This is a genomic window from Acidovorax cavernicola (assembly GCF_003581445.1).
The window spans coordinates 1-3,142 of sequence record NZ_QXMN01000113.1; the positions used below are offsets into that span (position 1 = coordinate 1).

The 3,142-nt window shown below is 63.5% G+C and carries 6 protein-coding genes; 5 read left to right on the forward strand and 1 reads right to left on the reverse strand.

Annotation, left to right across the window (positions count from 1 at the left end):
- A partial coding sequence (locus D3H34_RS31260; protein ID WP_119558706.1) for a DUF736 family protein occupies window positions 1-117 on the forward strand: 117 nt, incomplete at its 5' end.
- 366 nt (window positions 118-483) lie between these two features.
- Here the strand turns inward: D3H34_RS31260 and D3H34_RS31265 are convergent.
- On the reverse strand, window positions 484-774 hold the full coding sequence (locus D3H34_RS31265) for a helix-turn-helix domain-containing protein (protein WP_119558707.1): 291 nt from the start codon (window positions 772-774) through the stop codon (window positions 484-486).
- Window positions 775-989: 215 nt separating this feature from the next.
- On the opposite strand from D3H34_RS31265, the gene D3H34_RS31270 reads away from it, so the two are divergent.
- The 4 genes from D3H34_RS31270 to D3H34_RS31285 form a co-directional block, all read left to right on the forward strand.
- Entirely contained in the window at window positions 990-1,337 is a 348-nt protein-coding gene (locus D3H34_RS31270; protein ID WP_119558708.1) for a DUF2958 domain-containing protein, read from the forward strand.
- A 337-nt stretch (window positions 1,338-1,674) separates the two neighbouring features.
- Window positions 1,675-2,457, forward strand: a complete 783-nt coding sequence (locus D3H34_RS31275) for a DUF2285 domain-containing protein (RefSeq protein ID WP_119558709.1) — start codon at window positions 1,675-1,677, stop codon at window positions 2,455-2,457.
- 83 nt (window positions 2,458-2,540) lie between these two features.
- Window positions 2,541-2,822, forward strand: a complete 282-nt coding sequence (locus tag D3H34_RS31280) for a helix-turn-helix domain-containing protein (protein WP_119558710.1) — start codon at window positions 2,541-2,543, stop codon at window positions 2,820-2,822.
- A 26-nt stretch (window positions 2,823-2,848) separates the two neighbouring features.
- The coding region (locus D3H34_RS31285; protein ID WP_205736845.1) for a replication initiator protein A at window positions 2,849-3,142 on the forward strand (294 nt) is incomplete at its 3' end.

Consider the following 3,142-nt stretch of genomic DNA (forward strand, 5'->3'; position numbering starts at 1 on the left):
GTGTCCGTGACCCTCGATGACCCTTCGTTTCCGGCAACGGTCTATGCCCGGCTGATCGAGGAAGAGGACGGCACACACACGTTGATCTGGTCGCGCAACAAGCCTCAGGCGGTCTGACGGCCGCAGAGCCCCGCCCATTGCGGCGGGGCGCAGTGCTGCTTTCGCGGCACGGCAAGAAGCTGGGCTGTATCCGCTGTCTTTCTCTGTATGACTTGAATGTGTGGCTGCGAGGACGGCATGGCGTGTCGGCGCGATGCACCGTCAGGCTTTCGGGCTGCGCCCCGTGCCGCCTTTGTCGTCACGGCCATTCGGCATCAATCCCTCACGCCTTCGCGCCTGCGGCGCTGCGCACTGGCGCTTGCCTCCAGGGGAAAGCCCAAGGGCTATCCCCGCCGTGCAGAGCTTGGCACCCCTGAATGCCCCGAACCGGCTGCGCCGGATCGGCCAGGTTAGCGCCTTGTCACAAGGGCGGGTTTCCTATCGCTACAACCGGGCCGCAGCAAGCTGGCCTTCGGTCGTGCTCATCAGCACTGCCGTGCTGCATTCAAGCGCGCCAGCGATCTTGAAGATGATCGCCAGCGTGGGCATGTGCTCGCCGCGCTCGACCTTGCCCATGTGCGAACGCTCGATGCCGGCCAGGTGCGCAAGCGATTCCTGCGCAATCCCGCGCTCCAACCGCAGCGCACGCACCGCCGCGCCGAAGGCCTGGGCCAGCTCGGCGTCGAAGGTGGTGGCGCCGGCCGGTCGGCCGCGCTGGACAGTTCGCTTCTGCATAGACAGAAGCGTCAAGTCGCAGCACAATTAAAACCACGTTATCTTTAACTCATTCGTGGATCTGATACTTTTTCGTGCTTCTGTGTTTTTACGGAAATCCGTATCTACGGCTGCCGACAAAACCACAAACCCGCATCCGTGCTTTTCCTCAAACCCGTCGATATGGCTTTACGCTTTCACGTTTTAGCGGCTTTGTGTCAATGAAGGGGCCATCCATGAACCAACTCATCACCGAGGACGAACGCAGGCAGTTGTTGGTCCACGGCCAGGCCCGCGCAGCAGGTCAGGCCATCGACCCGCTGCCTGTGGTACGGCTGTTCACTCCCGATGCGCACGCCACCTGGCTGCTGGCCGCACTCGATCCTGCCGATGGGGACACGGCCTACGGCCTGATCGACCTGGGAATCAGCATGCCTGAGCTGGGCCAGGTGAAGCTGTCCGATCTGGCCTCCATCGTCGGACCGCGCCAGCAGCCCGTGATGCGGGATCGGTATTTTCAGGCGGTGCGTTCGCTGTCGGAATATTTGCGGCTGGCCCAGGAGAACGGTTCCATCGTCGATTGAACCGTTCGCGCCCCGGCCATGCCGGGCGCATTGAGACTATTTCAGTCTGGCATCAGACCTGGCCGGTCTGAATCCGCATTCTTGCATCCCACCTGTGTATCCGTGACTGAAACAGTCACGATCTTTCATGCGGGCTGGGGCATGGTGTTCTGTACTGCGCGGCAAGTTGGGGTCGTGCGGTCGTCGCATGCTGACGAATTTCGCAATACCCGGAGCCAATCGGTCTTGACTACCAATCGTTAACTGACCCTGATTTTGATGATGTTTTGATGCTGATGCGATAGCTCCGCATGTTTTGCCGTGGCGACGTTCCTGATCTTCGACAGGAGCCTGCGCTATGGCCGAGCATCACAGCGAACCTTGGTATCCGACAGCCGCGTATCTCTACACACTGCACCTCGATGGCCCGGCGCTGGCTTGGGAGTACCTGCGTCGCAATCCCGATTACCGGCTCGACTGGCTGCGCCATCGTCGCCGATCCGAGACGGCGCATCGTTGGGGCTTGCGCCTGCTGGAAGACCCGGCACTGGATGCGCGTGAAGCGCAGCCAGCCTGGTTCCCCGACCACGAGAGCGTACTCCAGCTTTATCCGGACGCTGATCCGTCAATGGACGCCATCGTCTTCTCGTTCTGGAGTCTGCCCGGCAGCAAGTGCCTGATCCATGACGGCAAGCGGCTGATGCTGGTGCTGCGCTGGCCGGGCTACAGCCTGCGGCTGGCTATCGCGCCTGGCTTGGCCGATGGCATGGCCTTCGCCTATGCCATCCGCGCCTGCGCGCAGTTGCCGGGGCTGACCGCCATGCTGCGAAAGCTCGCGAACGCCACTGATGCCTCGCCTGCGGCGACGGCATCGGTGCGGCCATTGCTGTCGCCGCTGCAGGAGCTGCACAGCTTGCAGGCGCTCGACGCGACCTTGGCGGGCGCGTCCTTGCGCGAGATCGCCGAGGGCCTTTTTGGTGAGGACGCGGCGGCCGATTGGTACAGCGACGGTGGGCTGCGCTCCAAGGTGCGCCGCCTGGTGCAGCGCGGCGATGCGTTGATGCGCGGCGGCTATCGCCGCTTAGCACAACTTCCGCCGCTTGAGAAGGGTCGTTCTGGATCCCGCGCAGATCGACCCTGAGCAGAACAGCCGCGTTTTCTGAGACTACCTCCATCCGGCTGCGCTTTGTGGCCGGAGCTTTGCAACCGACGGAGGTTCTCACCATGCGTCCTGCTTCCTTGCAACCTGCTGCCACACCCTCGATGGCTGCTGCGCAACCCCAACGCTATCTGACCAACGACGAAGCCGCAGACTACCTGCGCCTGTCGCCGCGCACGCTGGAGAAACAGCGCGTAATCGGCGGCGGGCCGAAGTTTCGCAAGTTCGGGCGGCGTGTCATGTACGCCGTGGCCGACCTCGATACCTGGGCTGGAGACCGCAGCTACGAGACGACTTCTGACCCTGAGTACGCCGAGCACCATGCGGCGGACAGCCGTGCGCGCTGATCGCTGGCGCGCGGGTGGCCATAGCCATGTCCAAGCCTTCGCAAGAACGCGAACAGCTCGACCTGTTCCGCGCCTTGCCGGGCGACATGGCGCCGCGCGACAGCCAGGACTTGATGGCCTTTCCGTTCTTCTCCCTGGCGAAGTCGCGGCGCACGGCGCCGATCGACTTCCGCGCCAGCGGCATCACGATCCGCGTGGAGGGCACGGCCGAGCATGGCATCGCCACGATCTGGGATGCCGACATCCTGATCTGGGCTGCCAGCCAGATCGTGCAAGCACGCGATGCGGGCTTGCGCCCCTCCCGGCTGATGCAGGGGCGA

What these genes read in the sequence shown, in the direction of transcription:
- D3H34_RS31265 (WP_119558707.1), bottom strand. Translation starts at nt 774, where the DNA reads ATGCAGAAGCGAACTGTCCAGCGCGGCCGACCGGCCGGCGCCACCACC.
- D3H34_RS31270 (WP_119558708.1), top strand. Translation starts at nt 990, where the DNA reads ATGAACCAACTCATCACCGAGGACGAACGCAGGCAGTTGTTGGTCCAC.
- D3H34_RS31275 (WP_119558709.1), top strand. Translation starts at nt 1,675, where the DNA reads ATGGCCGAGCATCACAGCGAACCTTGGTATCCGACAGCCGCGTATCTC.
- D3H34_RS31280 (WP_119558710.1), top strand. Translation starts at nt 2,541, where the DNA reads ATGCGTCCTGCTTCCTTGCAACCTGCTGCCACACCCTCGATGGCTGCT.